Below are 18415 nucleotides of genomic sequence, written 5' to 3' on the forward strand. Positions count from 1 at the left end.
CGGTCCCTGAAGTACACTGCTGCAGCAGGTATGAGTAGGGTGGCCCGCTTCCTGCGTTAACGGATGTAAGACAGAATGAATCTATGGCCGGTAACCTTCAGGGATGCCGTCATATGCTGCTTCGTCAGCAGGATTCAGCTCTAAATAAGGGTGGTACCACGGCTCCTCGTCCCTTGCGGCGGGGGGTCTTTTTGCGTTCGTTCATAGCCTTAATTATTAATATCACAAAGGAGTGTCTGGGAATGAGTAATGTGGAATTGGATGATCTGAGAGCGAGATTGGATGAGATTAACAGTCAGCTGCTGGAGCTGATCTCGGAGCGTGCCGGAATCGTTCAGGAGATTGGGGTGCTCAAAGAGAAGCAGGGCGTGCCGAAGTTCGATCCTGAACGGGAGAAGGCGATGCTGGAGAAGATGGTGGCAGGCAATAAAGGGCCGTTCACGGATGGAACCATCCGCACGCTGTTCAAGCAGATTTTCTCTGCTTCGCTTGATCTGCAAAGCACGGAGCATAAGAAGACCCTGCTGGTAGCGCGTAAAGACCATGCAGAAGATACAGTTATCGAGCTGCCGGGCGGCGTTACTGTTGGCGGATTATCCTCGCTGATGGTAGCTGGACCATGCTCGGTGGAGAGTGAGCTGCAGACCCGTACGGTAGCTGCGGCCCTGCAGAAGGCAGGCGTGAAGGTGATGCGCGGCGGAGCCTTCAAGCCCCGGACCTCCCCTTATGATTTCCAGGGGCTGGGCATGGATGGCCTGCGGATTCTGCGTGAAGCGGCGAGTGAATACGGGCTTTTGACGATCAGTGAGATTGTCGATCCCCGGCATATTGAAGAAGCGCTGGATTATGTGGATGTCATTCAGGTCGGCGCGCGGAACATGCACAACTTCGAGCTGCTTAAGGCGGTAGGAGAAGTGAATAAGCCGGTGCTGCTGAAGCGCGGACTATCCGCCACGCTGGATGAATTCGTTCATGCGGCAGAATATATTATGTCCCGCGGCAATATGGAGATTATGCTGATTGAACGCGGTATCCGCACCTATGAGCGGTCAACGCGCAATACGCTGGATATCTCGGCGGTGCCGATTCTTAAGCAGGAATGCCATCTGCCGGTGCTGGTCGATGTCACCCATTCCACCGGACGCAAGGATATCCTGATTCCATGTGCCAAGGCCGCGCTTGCTGCCGGTGCCGACGGGATTATGGTTGAGGTGCATCCTGATCCGGCCACCGCCTTGTCCGATGCGGCGCAGCAGCTTAATATTGAGGAGTTCAACACCTTCTTCAATGAAGTGAAGGCTTCGGGATTATACCGTTAACCGGTAGGACAGAAGGCTGTTTTTGGAGCGAGCGGGCTTCGGAAGCAGCCTTTTTTTATAATATAAAATTTCTTTATTTGAATATTCAAAATTTAATCATTTGTGCCGTCTTAGGAAAAGGGTTTTTAAAAAGTTTGTCGAAATTTTCCGGTAGAGGGACATTTGTCATTGCTTCTTCGGATGGCCCTACTATAATTACGCAATTGTGATGCGCGAAAGGGAAGGCCTCCATGTTTTCTTTTATCCAAACCAGATTGATTGCCCGTATTCTGTGTGTTATGACTTTAGTGATTCTCTGCATTACAGCAGGCAATGCCGCCATTCAGTGGGTGAACACCGGATCAGCGGTCAAAGGGACGATCAGCAGCTACAACATGAGTATTGCCAGCCATTATGTGACGCAGATTGATGCCGGGCGCTACAGTGAATTCCTGGCCGATCCGCAGCAGTCGGACCTGTATTGGTCGCTCCGTCATGAACTGGATCAGTTCCGGAAGTCGATTGGTGCCCGTTATGTATATTTTGTGCGGATTGATGATGCCCGCCAGCCGCAGCTGATGATTGACGGCAGGCCGGAGGGAGACCCGCTGGCTTCGGGGATTAATGAGAGTACCGATATGCCAGCGGCCGCAGTTACGGCTGTGCTTGCCGGGGAGAATGCCAGCACGCCGCTGATCAGCAATCCCGAATACGGAGATTATATCTCGGCATTCGTTCCTATGAAGGACACCGCCGGGAAGCTGGTCGGGGCGCTGGGCATTGATACGGATGTGGCTGTGCTGAGTACGCTGACCCGTGATGTCCTGATCGAGAGCCTGCCGCTCTATAGTATTATTCTGGCTCTGTCTCTGGGCGCACTCGCGGTGCTGGCATGGTTCGTATCCAGGTCATTGCGTCCGCTGAAGACGATTACGCAGAGTGCGGGCAAGATGGCTGAAGGAGAGCTCGCTGGGGCTGCCCGTATCCTGCATTCCCGTCCGGTCACCTCCCGGGATGAGATTGGCAGGGCTTATCAGGCGATGCTCCAGATGTCAGGGGATCTGAATGCCAGAGTGCGGGGGATGGTGTCCGGGGTGTCTACCGCATCCGACAGTCTCTACGGCTCTTCCGAGACCTTCGCCAGGAATGCCGATGATGTGCTGAAGATGAGTGAGACGGTGAGCGGCAGAATCAGCGATATCCATGCGGGGGCTAACTCGCAGACGGAAGGCGCACAGAGCAGCGCTGTGGCTATGGATGAGATGGCACTGGGCATCTCGCGCATCTCGGAGGCCTCGGCTGCGGTCTCGGAATTCGCAGTCAAGGCGCTGGACATTGCAGAGGCGTCCCAGACGGCTATGAACCACACCAATCAGCAGATGAAGTCGATCTCTATATCCACCGGGGAGACGCTGGATATTGTGCAGCGGCTGCAAGGGTACACGGATGAGATAGAAGGCGCGCTGGCTGCGATCAGGCAGTCAGCAGATCAGACGAAGCTGCTGGCGCTGAATGCCTCGATTGAGGCGGCGCGTGCGGGGGAGCACGGCAGAGGCTTCACTGTCGTAGCCGGTGAAGTACGCAAGCTGGCGGAAGGCTCCGCTGCCTCGGCCGAGCGGGTGGCTGAGCTGCTGCTGCATATCAGCCAGGCTTCGGCGAGCATCGGGGTACAGATGACGGAAGCGGCTGCTGAAGTGAAGGAGGGGGTGCGGATGTCAGCCGAGGCGGAGGTTGCTCTGCTGGAGGCCTCCGCCGCCTTCCGGGAGGTGGCCGGACAGATCATTGATGTGTCGGCGACAGCGGAGCAGCTCTCCGCCGGCTCGGAGGAGGTTGCGGCAGCGGTGGGCAGCATGGCGGATATTGCCGGAGAGGTCTCGGAGCAGACCCGGGAGATCCGTGAGCTGACCGATCTGCAATTGGCGCGAATCAAAGAAGTCTATGAGGCTTCACTAAGCGTCAGCGCGAGTACGGGCGATCTGCGGGAGGCCATCCGGCAGGTGAATGTATAAGGCAAGAGGTTCAGTGGGCTTGATCTATATATTGCCCGGAGTGGATACAGGATTAGCAGATGTTATGCCCTCCAGCTTTCAAAAGCTTACGACTATTGGTATGATTACAAGGGATGTTGAACATCTATTACCGATTATATGGAGGAATTGAACATGAGTGAAACTACAATATCCGGGATTATTGATCATACGCTGCTGAAGGCGGATGCCCGGAAAGACGATATTATCAAGCTTGCCGAAGAGGCTAAAGCCTACAAATTCGCCTCTGTGTGTGTGAATCCGGCTTGGGTAGCTACTGCGCATGCTGTGCTAAAGGATACGCCAGAAGTGAAGGTGTGTACAGTAATCGGCTTCCCGCTGGGGGCATCGACGCCTGAGACGAAGGCTTTTGAGACGAAGGATGCCATTGCGAACGGCGCCGGTGAGGTGGATATGGTCATTAATATCGGCGCACTGAAGGACGGCAATGACGAGCTGGTCAAGCGCGATATGGTTGCTGTAGTCGAAGCCGCGCGCGGCAAAGCGCTGACCAAGGTCATTATTGAGGCCTGCCTGCTGACTGAAGAGGAGAAGGTCCGTGCCTGCAAGCTTGCTGTAGAAGCGGGAGCAGACTTCGTGAAGACTTCGACCGGCTTCTCGACCGGCGGGGCAACGAAGGAAGATATCGCCCTGATGCGGGCAACGGTCGGACCGGAGATCGGCGTGAAGGCTTCCGGCGGAGTCCGCAGCGCGGAAGACGCCCTCGTGATGATCGGCGCAGGCGCCAGCCGGATCGGAACCAGCGGCGGCGTAGCCATTGCCAAGGGCGAGCAGAGCCAGAGCGGTTACTAAGCAAAATACAGCTAGATGAAGAAACGGCTGCGGCGTCCTTGAGTTCAAGGGAGCCGCAGCCGTTTTCTGCTTGTGGGAAGTAGGGGAGATGGATTTCCTCCAACTGTTAATGAACGAATGAGCGCTGCCGAACCACTTTTTAATTAATTGTATTTAAGGGTGCTTAACAAATTAATAAAAGTTATATAAAAAGGATATGTAACCATAGCACCAATAGCAAGGAGTCCATGCACTGGAGGAACCATTTCAGCAGGATTCACATTTGGCCATATTGCGGTAAAAACAAATACGAAAATGGCGAAGTATGGCAACCATAGAATTGCCGTGAAATAATTTAATTTAGATTCTTTAAAATGTTTGTTGGTATAAAAAACGAAGAAAGCCGTGCCTAATATAAAAAATATTATATTAAAAATTGAGACCAATCTATTTGTAAAAACGAAATCTAAACCAGTTGTCCTACTCAATCTATTTACATTCCCCATTAATTGTAATTCAATGAATAATAATAAAGCATACATACAACTGATATTATTGAGCTTTAGCATAGTTAATCCCCTCGCCCCATTTCCATATATATTCCAGGTAGCCAATTTTATGAATGATCTATGGTTGAGGGGCAAGGCAGTAGGCATTATTGAAGGTTGATTTCCAGGGAATAAATAATGCAACCTTCTACCACAATCAAGTTATAGAAGAATTCTGCAAAATATGCAACAATGCTCTCTATATAACTGATCGGTGAGAGAGAAATGACTGTTCAATTCCCCCCTTACCGAGCCCCCTTAAACCAGCCCCTTATCCATCGCCTTGCCGATCAGCGTAGCGAACAGGCTGTTGGACCAGGCGAACCATTCGCGCGAGAAGTCGGCCGGATTATCCGGGTGGAAGCCTTCGTGCATGTAGCCGGTATCGGCGTCGGTGCGAATCAGCATGTCGATCAGCGCCTTGATCTCCTCATCGTTATCCGCCGTCAGCGCCTGCATCGAGAGTGCCATATGCCAGACGTAACCGCCCGGGGTGTGCGGACTGCCGATGCCCTTGGCGTGCTTGCCCTCGAAATAGAAGGGGTTATCGAAGCTGAGCGCGAACCGGCGGGTATTCTGATAAATCTCATCCTCCACGCCCACGTAACCAATGTAAGGAATAGAGATCAGCCCCGGGGTTCCGGCATCGTCCATCAGCGAGTAGTTGCCGTAGCCGTCCGTCTCATAGGCATAGATTCTGCCGTATTTCGGATGGTTCACGATGCCGTAGGTGCGGATGCCGAAGTCGATCTCCTTGCGCAGCTTCGCCGCTCTCGCCGCCAGCCGCTCGTCCTGGTAGACCTCGCTGGCCATCTCGCCGATATACCCCAGAATGACTACAGCGAACATATTCGAGGGAATATTGTAGCCGAATTCGCAGCTATCATCGCTCGGGCGGAAGCCCGACCAGCTCATCCCCGTATAGTTGACCGGCATTCCCCGGCCCTCATTCTGCAAGGTCTCGGTATCCTTCAGCGTCTGGCGGATGAAGTGGTACGGAGACTTCTCCCCGTGGCGCTGCTCAGTCTCAATCGTGTTTACAATCGAGGTCAGCGCCTGATAGCAGGCGGCATCGAAGATGTCGGTCTGCTCCGCTTCCTTCCAGTACATATAAGCCAGTTGAACGACAAAGCAGAGCGAGTCCAGCTCATATTTGCGCTCCCACATCCACGGATTCAAGTTGCAGTCGTCCGTATCCCGGTAATGCTTGTCGCTTGCCGTCTCGTTGAAGGCATTGGTGTACGGATCAATATTTACATAGAACATCTGGCGGGCAATCAGGCCGCGGAGAATCCGCTGCAATTCAGGGTCGTTTTTGGCAAAAGGAATATAGTGCCGCACCTGCTCCGTCGAATCACGCAGCCACATGGCCGGAATATCGCCGGTGAACACGAAGGTCGTGCCGTCATCCAGCAGCTTGGTTGTGGTCTCCAGCGTGTTCGGGAAGCAGTTGCGGAACAACTGCTGCAGTTTCGGGTGATGCGCTAGCCGTTCATCGGCCTCATTCAGATAGGCGGTAATGGAAGCGGGCAACTTCATAGTATAACTCCTCCTGGCTTAGTGAATTTAGGGTTGTACGGGTTGCAAGGCATAGGTGACGATTTGAGCTTTACCGATAGAGCGGCGGATAGTGCCTTCATCCAGGGCTTCCCGCTGCTTGCGCCGTTCCAGAATATCACTGGCATAGACAGCCTCCACCGGAAAATGCGGCGTAAGCGCAAGCTCTTGCTCTACTCCCGCCAGATTGTACCAGCGCAGGATAATGTCCTCATGGTCTGCGGACATTTTGCAGGCGGACAGTGCCAGGGTGCGGCCCTGCCACTCTAGCGGCTGATAAACCGCAGGGAGGGAGCCCTCCTGCCAGCCGGTCTGGACCGTGAACCAAGGCACCTGGTACTGGTAGGCCCAGGCACAAGCCTCCGTCCAGTCTGCATCCCCGGCAAAGGGACGAATCGCGAATTCCACGGTCTGCTCGCCAAGGCATTGTGCTTCCGGTGTAGGGAACACACCCCAGTCGCCCAGCTCCGATACGCTGCGCAGCAGGGTAACGGCAATCGTATTGCTGCCGTCCCGCAGCACCTCGTATTCGTTCAGCCCCTTGTTGGCCACCAGCAGTCCGGCGCTGCCGTCCGACACACTGACATAAGCCTGCTGGTGCTGGGCATTGCTTGGATTGATCCAGTCCGCAGCCGGTTCAATGTCGCGCTCGGCGGCTTCGAAGATGGAATCGGCCCGCAGGGTGGAAGCGGCCAGCCCGGTAGGGAAAAGCACGCGCAGCCGGTGGTCCTTGGCCTGATTATTGAACGCGGCCGAGACCTGAACGCCGGTCTCGCCGGCCTCCAGGCTGATCCGGGTCACGATCCGCAGCGGCACCTGCTCCGTAGAGCGTCCGGCCTTGCGCTGCCGGAACTGCACCATTCTGCGCTTCTCATCCTCGAACGAAGCATCGGCGGAGACCGGAATCGTCCACTCGTGCACAATTTCATACGTGATGCGGTAAGGCTCATGCTCGGCAAGCGAGATGCGGGCAGCGAGGCCCTTGGTCGTCAGTGCAGCATCGCCCTCCGGCTGGCGGAACACATATTCATTGCCGATATCGCCGCAGTTCTCATAGACGCCGAGTCCAGTGAAGCTGCGGCCCGTCCGCTTGTCGGCCACATCATAAGAACCGTCTTCGCGGATACGGACAGCCAGGAATTCATTCTCCATCCCCCGTTCCAGCAGCTTAAGCGGGCCCTCAGCAGCAGCCCCGGCGGATTCATCCGCCGATTCTACCCAGGCGTAGGTGCTGTAGCCTAACGCTGGCACCTGTGCGGCCTCGAAGGTCAGCCGGACCATCCGGGCCATATAAGGCTTGCGGAACTGGTCATCCGGCAGCTCATAGCCGAACCGGGTGCAGAGATCCTCCGCCTTGCAAGCCACGCTCCGCCCTTCAGCATCGAGCAGCCGCCCGCGCGTAAGGTCAAGCGGAAGCTGATCCAGCGCTTCAGCAATCGCCGCCGGATTCGGTCCTTCCTTGAAGTAACGCTTGGCGAAGATCACCTCCACGCTTACTGTTCCGCTGCGCTCCCAGCCGGTAGTATTGAACACCGTCACCGGCCGGGCCGATTCGCTCCAGGCCGCGACCTTCCGGGTGCCAATCTGCGCGGAGACCGCTTTCAGACTGTCTTCTATAATAGCTTCGCCGACATGGCGGCTCTTCTTGAAGCGGCTGATCATCTCGCGGTGGACCTCATCGACACTGCAGCCGCAGATGCTGTCATGCGGGTGATTCTGCATCAGCGTCTTCCAGGCGTAGGTCAGCAGGGCATGGGGATAAGCCTGCCCGCTGACCAGGTAAGCGAGTGCCGCCAGCGGCTCAGCGCCCTTCTCTAGCAGCGTCTGGCCCTGCTGGTTGAGCTGCTTCAGGTAGACGCGGGCAGAAGCGGTATTCACCAGCGTCCCCCAGCCGTCCGTATGCTGGCTGCGCAGCTCGCCATGCACGGTGACCAGATCCTCAGGAAGCGAAGGAGCCAGTGCCTTCAGATACTTCTCGAAGCTGGAATGGACAAAGTCCGTGTCCGGGTACAGCTTCCGGGCCGTCTCCAGCGCATCCGCGAGATCACGCTGCACCGGCTGATGATCACAGCCGTTCATGAACAGCAGCTCCGGGGTGGAGGCGTATTTGCCGGCATCTGCGATTTTTTTGTCCCAGAAAACCTTAGCTTCCGCGGCATCCACCGGCACCTCATTGCCGTTGCTGTACCAGTTCGCAAACAGTAATCCAAGTACAACCGAGCCATCCGGGGATTCCCAGTACATCTCCGAGTATGGCGACTCATAGCTGGTGCTGTTCAGCTCGCCGACCATGTTATCGAAGCCTGTCGGCTTCACGCCGCGGCCGAACACCGCAGTCTCGATGTCAGCCTGCTTGAGCAGCTGGGGGGCTTGGCCCATATTGCCGAAGGAATCGGGGAAGTAGCCGAGCTTCGAGATCACGCCATATTTCGCCGCATCCTGATGGCCGATCAGCAGATTGCGCACATTGGCCTCGGAGCTGGTCAGGAATTCATCCTGGAGCACATACCAGGGACCGATGACAATCCGGCCTTCGCGGATGAACCGCTCGAGCTGCTCTCTCCGCTCAGGATGCACTTGCAGATAGTCTTCAATAATTATGGTCTGTCCGTCCAGGTGGAAGTACCGGTAGCGCTCGTCCTGCTCCAGCGTCTCCAGCAGCTCGTTCATCAGCTTCGCCAGCAGCACATGGTGCCGCTCATAAGGCATATACCATTCCCGGTCCCAGTGGGTGTGTGAGATCAGGTGGGCAGTTGTACGGGTCATGACAGAAACCTCCTATATGTCAGTCGGGTGTTGTAGCGTTGGCATTCGTAGCAAATGTTTGCATACCTGCCGGGGGAGCACAATATGTAACTTTTGCAGAGGGGAGGAGGGTTCATAATTCACACATTTACCGCAGACAGCGGGGAGCAGCGCAGACAAGCTATTCAGCCCGTAAGCCCCGTAGCAGCGCGGTTTTACACTTGGTTAACATGACAATGCACAACCTACATATTTACGATGTCAGCTTAGTTTCTCTACAATTTGGGATGTAAGCGTTAGCAGGAAGGGCCTTCACAATAATGCGAAGCGGATACAGATTTACTTGTAATGAAAACTAACATAGAGAGGAGTGGGAGAATGAAGGGGAACAAGTCCCTTGGCAAACGAATCTGGCAGAATTGGGAGCTCTATCTGTTCATGCTTCCCGCGTTACTGTATTTCTTCATCTTTCATTATGGTCCGATGTACGGCATTCAGATTGCCTTCAAAAACTTCGTACCTTCTAAAGGAATTACAGGCAGCGACTGGGTAGGCTTCGACCATTTCGAACGGTTCTTCAATTCTTATTTCTTCTGGGATCTGCTGTGGAACACGTTCAGCATCAGCTTCTATGAGCTTGCCATCGGGTTCCCGCTGCCGATCATTCTGGCCCTGGCCTTCAATGAGGTCCGCAACGGCCCGTTCAAGAAGTCGGTCCAGACGGTTACCTATGCGCCGCATTTCATCTCAGTGGTCGTCATGGCGGGGATGATTATTACCTTCCTGTCGCCCTCCAGCGGAATGATCGTCCGGGCGATTGAATTCCTGGGCTTGGAGCCCGCACAGTTCCTGACCGATCCGGCCTGGTTCAAGACGGTGTACGTCTTCTCAGGCGTCTGGCAGAGCACCGGGTGGGGGACGATTATCTATCTCGCGGCCCTGTCCGGCGTCGATCCACAGCTGCATGAAGCGGCCATTGTGGATGGAGCGAGCCGGATCAAGCGGGTGCTGCATATCAATCTGCCGACGATTATACCCACGATTACGATCATGCTGATTCTGAACATGGGTAACATTCTGGGCCTGGGCTTCGAGAAAATCCTGCTGCTGCAGAATTCGCTCAACATGGAAGCCTCTGATGTCATATCCACCTATGTCTACCGAGCCGGTCTGGTGAACGCCCAATACAGCTTCTCGACCGCTGTCGGATTGTTCAACTCGGTGGTCAATGTAATACTGCTCGTTACCGTCAACCGGATTGCCAAACGCACCAGTGAGAACAGCCTCTGGTAGAAAGGAGTTGAAGTCTTTGGTTACTGCGATGAAAGAATCCAGGGGAGATAAGCTGTTTCTGATCAGCACCTACATCTATCTGTGCCTTGCGCTGGTAGTGGTCCTCTATCCGCTGATCTACATCCTCAGCGCGTCCATCAGTTCGCCGCAGGATGTCAATTCGGGCGCCATGTGGCTGTTCCCGAAGAATGTGACGCTGGACGGCTACAAGCTGGTGTTCGAGAACCCGAAGATCTGGAACGGGTATCTGAATACTATCATTTACACTGCGGTGGGCACTCTGTTGAATCTGGCGGTTACACTGCCTGCTGCCTATGCGCTTAGCCGGTCTGATTTTGTCGGACGCCAGTTGTTCATGGGCCTCATTCTGTTCACAATGTTCTTCAGCGGCGGGCTGGTGCCGACGTATCTGCTGGTTAAGAACCTGGGCCTCATTAACAGCATGGGGGCGCTGATCCTGCCGGTGGCTGCGTCGGTGTGGAACATCGTGGTCGCCCGCACCTTTTTCCAGTCCACCATTCCAAAAGAACTACAGGAAGCGGCCCACATCGACGGCTGTACGAATCTGAAGCTGTTCATCCGCATTATCCTGCCGCTGTCCGCGCCGATTGTCGCCGTAATGGCCCTGTTCTACGGGGTTGGACACTGGAACAGTTACTTCCCGTCCCTGATCTATTTGAATGATGAAGCGAAGTATCCGCTGCAGATGGTGCTGCGCCAGATCCTGGTCCTACAGGAGATGTCGGCCGAGACCACAGGCGCTGCGATCAACGGCGAGGTAGCTATGGCCATGAATAATAAGGCAGAGACAGCATCGCTGGTCAAATACGGAGTTATCGTTGTATCGACGCTGCCGATTGTGGCGGTCTACCCGTTCCTGCAGCGTTATTTTGTCCAAGGGGTCATGATTGGCTCTGTGAAAGGCTAAAGGTTAAAATGTAATGAACCTAAGGGAGGAATTATGAATGCAGATCACACGTAAACCATGGAAGATTCTGCTGTCTTCGGCTGTGATTGTCGGGCTGCTGGCAGGCTGCGGGAGCTCGGGGTCAGATGAAGGTAAAACGGACAAGGGTACCGCAGAGGCTACAGTGAACAAAGAGGGCTTCCCGATTGTGAATGAGCCGATCACTCTGTCCATGATGGCCCCGGATGTAGGCATTCAGAACTGGGAGAACATGCCGGTGCTCCAGCAGATGAAGGAGAAGACCGGGATTACGATGGAATATAAAAATGCGCCGAAGGACAGCTTCGATACCAAAAAGAATCTGGTATTCGCCAGCGGCGATTACCCGGATATTTTCTATGCGGCCGGTCTGACGACTGCCGAGCAGATGAATTACGGTGAACAGGGGATTCTGATCCCGCTGGAGGACCTGATCGAAGAGTATGCCCCGAACTTCAAGGCACTGCTGGAGGAGAACCCGGATGTGCGCAAATCGATTACCGCCCCGGACGGTCATATCTACTCCCTGCCGGTGGTGGAAATGAGCCAGCACTGGTACCGCAACCCGATGTGGTATAACGGCGACTTCCTGAAGGCGCTGAACATCGATAAGCTGCCGGAAACGACAGAGGAGCTGTACACCTACCTGAAGCGCGTCAAGGATGAAGATCCGAACGGCAACGGGGTGGCCGATGAGATTCCAATCTCCTCGGTGACGACAACCGCTGCGAACCTCCGCGATATCCGCACCTGGCTGCTGGGCGCTTTTGGCATCTATGAAGAAGAAATCTATGTAGACGATGCGGACAAGGTCCACTATACCCCGCTTGAAGAAGGCTATAAGGAGTACCTGACGTATATGAACCGCCTGTGGTCCGAGGAGCTGCTGGATCATGAGAGCTTCTCGCAGACGGCGGAGCAGAAGAAGGCCAAGGCGCAGAACAACCGCGTGGCACTCTTTTCCGACTGGCATGCTTATATGACGAAGGGCGGAGAGCCGTCCACGGCAGATCCGATGTTCGCCCCTGTGCGCAGTGAATCGGTGTCCGCTCCGGCGATTGCCAAGAACAGAGGGATTACAACAGGCGCATTCGCCATTACGAACAGTAACCCTGCACCGGAAGCCTCGCTCCGCTGGGTAGATTACCTCTATTCCTATGAAGGCGCTCTGTTCTTCAACAAAGGGCCGGAGGGTACGCTCTGGGAGTACACGGACAAAGACAACCGCGTGAAGCAATACCTGCCTGTACCGGACGGCAAGGAGATGGAGGATTTCCGGGCTACTTTGACGCCGAACTACGGCATTCCTGCACCAACCCTGTCGATGGATGACATCAACAAGGGGCTGAAGACAGACTTCGACCTCTGGGTAGAGCAGGAGACTAAGCAGAAGCTGCTGGATAAAGGCGCGCGGATTCCGTTCCCGGCCCTGTTCCTCACGGTGGAAGAGCAGACTGAAATCAGCAGTCTGAATTCAGATCTGAGCACCTATGTGAAGCAGATGGAAGCGAAGTTCATCACCGGCGCCGAGCCGCTGACCGGCTGGGACAACTATGTGGCAACTGTCAAGAAGATGGGCGGAGAGCGTGTAGCCGAGATTAACCAGGCTGCGTATGACCGCTGGAAGACTAACTGATTCAGGCTCAGCAGAAAGGTGCTGTAAAAATGATCTATAAGGATAAAACGCGGACTGTGGCGGATCGGGTACAGGACCTGCTGCAGCGCATGACACTTGGAGAGAAGGCTGGACAATTAGTCCAGCCTTTCGGCTGGCAGTGCTATGAGAAGCACGCGGACGGAACTACGGGTATGACGGAGGCTTTCAAAAGGCAGGTTGCCGCCGGTGGTGTCGGCTCCCTGTATGGAACGCTGCGTGCCGACCCGTGGACCGGAGTTACGCTGGAGACCGGCCTGTCCCCGAAGGAAGGGGCGGAGGCGGTCAATGCGATTCAGGCCTATGCGATGAAGGAGAGCCGGCTCGGGATTCCGATTCTGTTCGGGGAGGAATGCTCCCACGGGCATATGGCGATCGGGGCTACTGTATTTCCGGTGCCGCTTGCACTGGGCAGCATGTGGAACCCGGAGCTGTACCGGGAGATGTGCCGGGTGGTAGCGCTTGAGACCCGCAGCCAGGGCGGGGCGGCGACCTACTCGCCGGTGCTGGATGTGGTGCGTGATCCGCGCTGGGGCCGGACGGAGGAGACCTTCGGCGAAGACCCGTTCCTGATTGCGGCTATGGGCGTGGAGGCCGTGAAGGGCTTGCAGGGAGAAAGGCTGGAGGCGGAGGATTCCGTGCTGGCGACCTTGAAGCATTTCGCCGCCTATGGCAGTTCTGAAGGCGGGCGGAACTCTGCGCCCGTGCACATGGGACTGCGCGAGCTGCATGAGGTCGATCTGCTGCCGTTCCGTAAGGCGGTGGAGGCCGGAGCACTGTCTATCATGACAGCGTACAACGAGATTGACGGCGTTCCTTGTACGACGAACCGTTATCTTTTGCAGGATGTGCTGCGGGAGCAGTGGGGCTTCGAAGGGTTCGTGATCACGGACTGCGGAGCGCTGGGGATGCTGACGAATGGTCATAACACCGCAGACAGCGGAGAAACGGCTGTAGCCCAGGCACTGTTGGCGGGCATCGACATGGAGATGTCGGGTGAAATGTTTGAGCAGCATATCGCGGCTGCTATCGAGCATGGACGGCTTCAGGAATCCGATCTCGACCGCGCAGCGGCGCGGATTCTGGAGCTGAAATTCAAGCTGGGGCTGTTCGACCGTCCTTATGCTGATCCTGAGCAGGCGGAGAGCACCATCGGCAAGCCGGAGCACCGCGAGCTAGCCCGGCGGATCGCCGGTGAGAGCATCATCATGCTGAAAAATGAGAACGCAGCGCTGCCGCTGAGTAAGGGGATTCGCAAGCTTGCCGTAATCGGACCCAATGCGGATGCCCCGTACAACCAGCTTGGCGACTACACCTCGCCGCAGCCCGCAGGCGCGATTGTTACCGTGCTGGAGGGCATCCGGCAAGCGCTGGGCGGCGGTGCGGACCGGGTATCGTATGCACCCGGCTGCCGTATCAAGGGCGATTCCCGGGAAGGCTTCGCCCCTGCGCTGGCTTGTGCGGCTGAAGCCGATGCGATAGTGCTGGCGATCGGCGGCTCCAGCGCCAGGGATTTCGGTGAGGGGACGATTGATCTGCTCACCGGCGCTTCTGTCGTGACCGAACATTCCTGGAGCGACATGGAATGCGGGGAGGGCATCGACCGGTCCACGCTGAATCTGATGGGCGTGCAGCTTGAATTGGCGCAGGAGCTTCATAAGCTGGGCAAGCCGCTGATTGTGGTCTATATCAACGGCCGCCCGATTGCCGAGCCTTGGATTGTAGAGCACGCCGATGCCATTCTGGAGGCCTGGTACCCGGGGCAGGAGGGCGGACATGCGATTGCCGATATCCTGTTCGGTGAGGTGAACCCTTCCGGGCGGCTGACGATCAGCATTCCGAAGCATGTCGGCCAGCTTCCCGTGTATTACTACAAGCGGCGGACAAGAGGCAAACGATATCTGGAGACGGATTTCCATGCTGAATACCCCTTCGGTTATGGTCTTAGCTTCACTGAATTCAACTATAGCAATCTGAAGGTCGAGCCTGCTGTCATCTCTGCGGAGGAAGAAGCGCTGGTCTACGTGGATGTAACTAACAGGGGGGACCGGGCGGGCAGCGAGGTGGTCCAGCTGTATATTTCTGACCTCGCCTCTTCCATTACCCGTCCCGAGAAGCAGCTTAAGGGCTTCCGCAAAATCAGCCTTCAGCCGGGAGATACGCAGACGGTGACATTCCGTGTAGGCCGGGAGGAGCTGGAGTATGTATCGGCGGATCTGACGCGGATCGTCGAGCCGGGAGATTTCACAGTGATGGCTGGTCCGAACTCCGCCGAGTATCTGAGCGCGCCTCTCCAGGTCAGAGAGGAGGGCTAAGCCATGAAGCGAATGGACCGGTTCACCGGATGGCTGGCCAAGCGGCAGTGGGCTGAGAAGAGAGAGCTTGCGGAATGGACTATGCGTAAATCCCGCTACTTTACTCCCGGCTGCTATGAGCATGAGGAGGAAGTGCATCAGGAATACAATATTTCTCTGCTGGACGGCGGGTATGGCACTACGTATTTCCTTCACCGGGAGATTACGGTTCCGGGAGACTGGGCACCTGAAGAGGCGGCGCTGCTCTATCTGGGACGCGGGGAAGGCCTGCTGAGGCTGGACGGAGCGCCGTATCATGGCCTGGACAGCAATCACTGGTTCATTCCGCTGCCGTCCGGCGCTGCGGGTGAACGCCTGAAGCTGGACATCGAGCTGTATGATCCGGTGCCGGAGCCGGAGGACCCGCTGAACCGGCAGGCGGTGATTAAGCCGCCGCTGACGGGCATTGAAATCAAGCTGGTGCGCGTCAATCGTCCGGTATACAGCCTGCTGCATACGGTGAGAATCGTGCACGAAGCGGCCCTCCTGCTGCCGGAGGGCGACATGCGCCGCATCCGCAGCCTTAAGGCGCTGGAGCGGGTGATGGACACGCTCTATATGAAGGAGGAGCTGCTGCTTGACGGCGGTGCTGTAACTGCGGCTGAACAGCAACTGCGGGCTGCGGCAGAGGCGGAACGGCCTGCGGGACTGGACCCCGGGACGATGCATATGGTCGGCCAGTCGCATATTGATGTGGCCTGGCTGTGGCCGGTCCGGGAGACGGTGCGCAAGGTCAGCCGGACCTTCTCCACCGTCTGCACCCTGATGGACAAGTACCCGGACTTCCGGTACTCGCAGAGCCAGCCCCAGCTCTATACCTTCGCCAAAGAGCATTATCCCGAGCTGTACGGGCGGATCAAGGAGCGGATTGCCGAAGGCCGATGGGAGCTAGTCGGCGGTATGTGGGTGGAGCCGGATCTGAACATTCCCGGCGGGGAGTCGCTGGTCCGGCAGATGCTGTACGGGCAGGATTTCTATATGAAGGAATTCGGCAAGCATTCCACGATTGAATGGCTGCCGGATACCTTCGGCTATTGCGCCTCCCTGCCGCAGCTGCTGAAGCAGGCAGGCATCGATTATTTCATGACCACCAAGCTGGGCTGGAATGATACCAATCCCTTCCCGCATACCTTATTCCATTGGGTCGGCATTGACGGGACGAAGATTGTGGCCTATCAGAACCATGGGGTGAACGAGCATACGCATCCGAAGGATGTGCAGGAGCACTGGCAGGCCAACACCCAGAAGGAAGAGCATGATGAGCTGATGCTGCTCTACGGCCACGGGGACGGCGGAGGCGGAGTGACTCACGAGATGCTGGAATATGTGAGCCGCACCAGCCTCGCGACGGGCCAGCCGGTCAGCACATTCTCGACGGCAGAAGCCTTCTTCTCGGGGATCGGTGCACGCCAGCCGGAGCTTCCGGCGTGGCACGGCGATCTCTATCTGGAGCTGCATCGGGGCACCTTCACGACCCATGCCTTCAATAAACGCAGCAACCGCAAGGCGGAGATCTTATACCGGCAGGCGGAGATCTGGAGCGTGCTGGCACAGAAGGACGGTGCTCTGGGGTTGGATCAGCCGGAGCTGCCGAATCAGCCGGAACAGCCGGATCAGCCCGATTTGCAGCGTATGATGCCTGCCCAGGGACTGGCCGAGGGCTGGAAGCTGCTGCTGCTCAACCAGTTCCATGACATCATTCCGGGGACTTCAATCCCGGAGGTGTATACAACCTCGCGGGAGGAATACGCGGAGATTTTCCGTCTGGGCGGGCAGGTGCTGGACACCGCTCTGCACACTCTGGCAGGCCAAGTGAATACATCGGGCGAAGGCCGCCCTTATGTGGTCTTCAACAGCCTGAGCTGGGAGCGGACGGAGGTCATCCGGCTGCAAGGCGGTCCTGAACTGGCTGCGGTGCAGGTATTCGATGAAGATGGCCTGCTGCCAAGCGAATACTGGAACACGGAGGCTGGCGGGGATAGCTACACGCTGGCTGTGCAGGTCCGCAAGGTTCCGGCCTTCGGCTGCCGCACGATCTGGCTGCGGGAGGCTGCGGAGCCAGCCGGAGTAAGGCATGTGTCACGTGCAGATTCTGCTACTGGAGACGGCTTCCCGGAGCAATGGGAGACAGACCATTATATCCTGAAGTTCAATGAAGACGGCGAGATCAGCAACTGGTATGACAAAAGCGCAGACCGCGAGCTGCTCCAGCCCGGCCAGACCGGCAACCAGCTGCAGTTCTATCATGATACCCCGCCGCTGTGGGATGCCTGGGATATAGACCCGCGTTATGAGCAGCAGCCGGCGGGCAAGGCAAAGCTGCTTGAGCGCCGGGTAGTCAGCAGCGGACCTGTGCAGACTGTGCTGAAGTTCCGCTGGCAGCTCGGTGAATCGCAGATTGAGCAGGAGATCGTCCTGCCCCGGAACAGCCGCAGAGTGGATTTCCGCACCAGTGTAAGCTGGCGGGAGCAGCATAAGCTGCTGAAGGTTGCTTTTCCGGTCGATATTGTGGCTGCGAAGGCTACCTATGAGATTCCGTTCGGCGCGCTGGAGCGTCCGACCCACCGCAACACCAGCTGGGAGCAGGCGAAATTCGAGGTTTGCGGACACCGGTGGGCTGATCTATCTGAAGGCAGCTACGGTGTCAGCCTGCTGAACGACTGCAAATACGGCTATGACATCCATGACGGGGTGCTGTGGCTCTCGCTGCTGCGCTCCCCGCGCTGGCCGGACCGCAATGCCGACCAGGGGGAGCATGAATTCACCTACTCGCTCTATCCGCACAGCGGAGATTGGCGGCAGGCCGATGTAGTACGCGAAGCGGCGGCGCTGAATGAGCCACTGCTGGCGGTGAGCGAAGCCCCGCATACCGGACGTTATCCAAGCACCCATGCCTGGCTGGCCTTCCAGAGCAATCATGTCATGCTGGACACGATCAAGCCGGCCGAGGACGGCAGCGGCACGATTGTCCGGCTGTATGAAGCGGCGGGCAGCAGAGAGACGGCTACACTGGACTGGAAGGACGAGAACGTCAGCGCCTGCCGCGTCAATCTGCTGGAGAGCACTATCGGCTCCGTGGATACCGCCAGCGGTGTGATCCCGCTGTCCTTCAGACCTTACGAGGTGCAGACGCTTAAGTTATATAAGAAGCATGAATGAAATTAACTGAAAGCAAAGAGCGGAGGGGAAATTTGGAACTGT

Annotated in this window: 11 protein-coding genes; 8 read left to right on the forward strand and 3 right to left on the reverse strand. The window is 56.6% G+C overall.

Features of this window, described 5'->3' with window-relative positions:
- Window positions 1–242 precede the first annotated feature (242 nt).
- The 3 genes from MKX63_RS08730 (at window position 243) to deoC (ending at window position 4138) form a co-directional block, all read left to right on the forward strand.
- Window positions 243–1319, forward strand: a complete 1077-nt coding sequence (locus tag MKX63_RS08730; protein ID WP_341016539.1) for a bifunctional 3-deoxy-7-phosphoheptulonate synthase/chorismate mutase — start codon at window positions 243–245, stop codon at window positions 1317–1319.
- Window positions 1320–1597: 278 nt separating this feature from the next.
- Window positions 1598–3307, forward strand: coding sequence for a methyl-accepting chemotaxis protein (locus MKX63_RS08735; RefSeq protein WP_341016541.1), 1710 nt, complete (start codon window positions 1598–1600; stop codon window positions 3305–3307).
- Window positions 3308–3460: 153 nt separating this feature from the next.
- Entirely contained in the window at window positions 3461–4138 is a 678-nt protein-coding gene (gene deoC, locus MKX63_RS08740; RefSeq protein ID WP_339311648.1) for a deoxyribose-phosphate aldolase, read from the forward strand.
- Window positions 4139–4281: 143 nt separating this feature from the next.
- Here the strand turns inward: deoC and MKX63_RS08745 are convergent, their stop codons facing one another.
- The 3 genes from MKX63_RS08745 to MKX63_RS08755 form a co-directional block, all read right to left on the reverse strand.
- Window positions 4282–4773 (reverse strand): hypothetical protein, encoded by a 492-nt coding sequence (locus MKX63_RS08745; protein ID WP_341016543.1) that lies wholly within the window; start codon window positions 4771–4773, stop codon window positions 4282–4284.
- A gap of 150 nt (window positions 4774–4923) precedes the next feature.
- Window positions 4924–6204, reverse strand: a complete 1281-nt coding sequence (locus MKX63_RS08750) for a glycoside hydrolase family 125 protein (RefSeq protein WP_341016546.1) — start codon at window positions 6202–6204, stop codon at window positions 4924–4926.
- A 27-nt stretch (window positions 6205–6231) separates the two neighbouring features.
- Window positions 6232–8988 carry an alpha-mannosidase gene (locus MKX63_RS08755; RefSeq protein ID WP_341016547.1) on the reverse strand — a complete coding sequence of 919 codons (2757 nt, stop codon included), beginning with the start codon at window positions 8986–8988 and terminating at the stop codon, window positions 6232–6234.
- 357 nt (window positions 8989–9345) lie between these two features.
- On the opposite strand from MKX63_RS08755, the gene MKX63_RS08760 reads away from it, so the two are divergent.
- From MKX63_RS08760 to MKX63_RS08780, 5 genes are read left to right on the forward strand one after another with little or no spacing between them, the layout of a single operon-like run.
- Window positions 9346–10260, forward strand: a complete 915-nt coding sequence (locus tag MKX63_RS08760) for an ABC transporter permease (protein WP_341016548.1) — start codon at window positions 9346–9348, stop codon at window positions 10258–10260.
- Between the two features lie 16 nt (window positions 10261–10276).
- Window positions 10277–11188, forward strand: coding sequence for a carbohydrate ABC transporter permease (locus MKX63_RS08765; protein ID WP_036694906.1), 912 nt, complete (start codon window positions 10277–10279; stop codon window positions 11186–11188).
- A 37-nt stretch (window positions 11189–11225) separates the two neighbouring features.
- Window positions 11226–12842 (forward strand): extracellular solute-binding protein, encoded by a 1617-nt coding sequence (locus MKX63_RS08770; RefSeq protein WP_341016550.1) that lies wholly within the window; start codon window positions 11226–11228, stop codon window positions 12840–12842.
- Between the two features lie 29 nt (window positions 12843–12871).
- A complete protein-coding gene (locus MKX63_RS08775; protein ID WP_341016552.1) occupies window positions 12872–15175 on the forward strand; it encodes a glycoside hydrolase family 3 N-terminal domain-containing protein in 2304 nt (767 codons plus the stop codon).
- A gap of 3 nt (window positions 15176–15178) precedes the next feature.
- On the forward strand, window positions 15179–18373 hold the full coding sequence (locus MKX63_RS08780) for an alpha-mannosidase (RefSeq protein WP_341016555.1): 3195 nt from the start codon (window positions 15179–15181) through the stop codon (window positions 18371–18373).
- Window positions 18374–18415 lie beyond the last annotated feature (42 nt).

It is taken from the genome of Paenibacillus sp. FSL R7-0179 (assembly GCF_038002265.1).
In the GTDB taxonomy this organism is placed as follows: Bacteria; Bacillota; Bacilli; order Paenibacillales; family Paenibacillaceae; genus Paenibacillus_AQ.

Excerpts from the sequence above, each read along its gene's own strand:
- MKX63_RS08775 (WP_341016552.1), top strand. The coding sequence starts at position 12,872 with ATGATCTATAAGGATAAAACGCGGACTGTGGCGGATCGGGTACAGGAC.
- MKX63_RS08770 (WP_341016550.1), top strand. The coding sequence starts at position 11,226 with ATGCAGATCACACGTAAACCATGGAAGATTCTGCTGTCTTCGGCTGTG.
- MKX63_RS08760 (WP_341016548.1), top strand. The coding sequence starts at position 9,346 with ATGAAGGGGAACAAGTCCCTTGGCAAACGAATCTGGCAGAATTGGGAG.
- MKX63_RS08780 (WP_341016555.1), top strand. The coding sequence starts at position 15,179 with ATGAAGCGAATGGACCGGTTCACCGGATGGCTGGCCAAGCGGCAGTGG.
- MKX63_RS08745 (WP_341016543.1), bottom strand. The coding sequence starts at position 4,773 with ATGCCTACTGCCTTGCCCCTCAACCATAGATCATTCATAAAATTGGCT.
- MKX63_RS08750 (WP_341016546.1), bottom strand. The coding sequence starts at position 6,204 with ATGAAGTTGCCCGCTTCCATTACCGCCTATCTGAATGAGGCCGATGAA.
- MKX63_RS08735 (WP_341016541.1), top strand. The coding sequence starts at position 1,598 with ATGACTTTAGTGATTCTCTGCATTACAGCAGGCAATGCCGCCATTCAG.
- MKX63_RS08730 (WP_341016539.1), top strand. The coding sequence starts at position 243 with ATGAGTAATGTGGAATTGGATGATCTGAGAGCGAGATTGGATGAGATT.
- deoC (WP_339311648.1), top strand. The coding sequence starts at position 3,461 with ATGAGTGAAACTACAATATCCGGGATTATTGATCATACGCTGCTGAAG.
- MKX63_RS08755 (WP_341016547.1), bottom strand. The coding sequence starts at position 8,988 with ATGACCCGTACAACTGCCCACCTGATCTCACACACCCACTGGGACCGG.